Genomic DNA, 1,504 nt, shown 5'->3' on the forward strand with positions numbered 1-1,504 from the left:
CTGACTTTTCCCGTTAAGTCTTGAAAAGCTTGCTCACAAAGGATTTAGGAAACAGCACAGCATATACGGTACAGTAATTGAAATCGAGTGCTAAAGGTAACAAGCGATGCTGGACTGGTGGGAGAAAAATTTTGCGACTTGTGAGCTAGGCGATCGCAGATTAAATGAGCGTGCAATGTCGATAGGCTATGCTCTAAGTCTTGGATTTGGCAAAGCACTGGCAGAAATCTTCAGTAGTGGAAAAGTACTCAAGAGAGCTTATGAGTTTTTGCCAACCCCAAAGTGGAATTTTCAAGAGTGATTGAGCCGCACTGTCAAATGACGGCGGAAACTGTTGCAGAATATGATGTAGTGCTGTGCGTTGGAGACACGACTTTTCTTGATTATGGCAGTATTGAGGCTAAAAAGGAAGGTTACGGCCCAATTGGTAAGGGAGGTAACGGTTTAATATTACACAGCGCTTTAGCCATAGAACCCCAGAAAGGTCAATCGATAGGTCTGTTGTGGCAAAAACTTTGGAATCGAGAGCCAAAACAAAAGCCACCAAAAGAGAAAACTCCGACACAAAAGAAAAAACGACAAGCAGCAGCACGTAAAGAAGCCCGAAACCGCCCTTTTGAACAAAAAGAATCTTACAGGTGGGTAGAAGCGCTCACCACTGTAGAAAACCTTGTGAGTAAGCACACGCAAGTGATTCATGCTTTCGACCGAGAAGGTGATATCACAGAAGTTTTTGATAAAGTTCGTCAACTTCAGCACACAGGAGTTATCGTTCGTGCAGCTCATAACCGTAGCTTAGATTCCGAGAGTGAGCGTCTTTGGTCAAAACTGGAAGGGCAGCCTATCAGTCTGGAACAGGAAATCGAATTACCCCAGACTAGTAAACGTTCTGCCCGCAAAACCAAGCTGGCTGTACGATTTTGTCCTGTAAACCTCCGTACTCCCTATCGTTTTGACAACCGTGACCCTCTACTGGTGTATGCTGTTTATGTCACGGAAGTTGATTGCCCAGAGGGTGAAACCTCTGTAGAATGGATGTTGCTAACCACAGAAGTTGTTGCAGATATCCAGACAGCTTCTATGATTTTACGCTGGTATTCTTACCGTTGGCGAGTTGAAGAGTATCATAAAATTTTCAAGTCGGGATGTCAGGTAGAAAAATATCGGCTTGCTGCTGAGGGGATGAAAACTCTCATTGGATTCTTGAGTGTGATTGCTGTTGAGCTTTTACAGTTGACTTATCTCCACCGCACTCAGCCTTTAGCTCCCGCAATTGAAATTCTCAATCCCCTTGAACTCAAGATTTTAAAAGCTAAGTCTCCCAAACCACCCAAACTCCTCACAGTTAATTGGGCTGTCGAAGCGATCGCTCGTCTTGGCGGCTACCTAGAACATCGAAGCAAAACACCAATTGGTATCCAGGTACTGTGGCGAGGTTGGTTAAAATTGCATGACCTTTGTGAAGGTTGGCTGCTTGCAAAAGAGACTTAACGGGAAAAGTCAG

The 1,504-nt window shown here is 44.5% G+C and carries 2 protein-coding genes; both read left to right on the forward strand.

Features of this window, described 5'->3' with window-relative positions:
• Window positions 1-106 precede the first annotated feature (106 nt).
• On the forward strand, window positions 107-301 hold the full coding sequence (locus RMY64_RS36700) for a transposase DNA-binding-containing protein (RefSeq protein WP_322697165.1): 195 nt from the start codon (window positions 107-109) through the stop codon (window positions 299-301).
• A 17-nt stretch (window positions 302-318) separates the two neighbouring features.
• Window positions 319-1,491, forward strand: a complete 1,173-nt coding sequence (locus RMY64_RS36705; protein ID WP_322702690.1) for an IS4 family transposase — start codon at window positions 319-321, stop codon at window positions 1,489-1,491.
• Window positions 1,492-1,504 lie beyond the last annotated feature (13 nt).

It is taken from the genome of Nostoc sp. DedQUE08, from assembly GCF_034530895.1.
Classification (GTDB): domain Bacteria; phylum Cyanobacteriota; class Cyanobacteriia; order Cyanobacteriales; family Nostocaceae; genus Nostoc.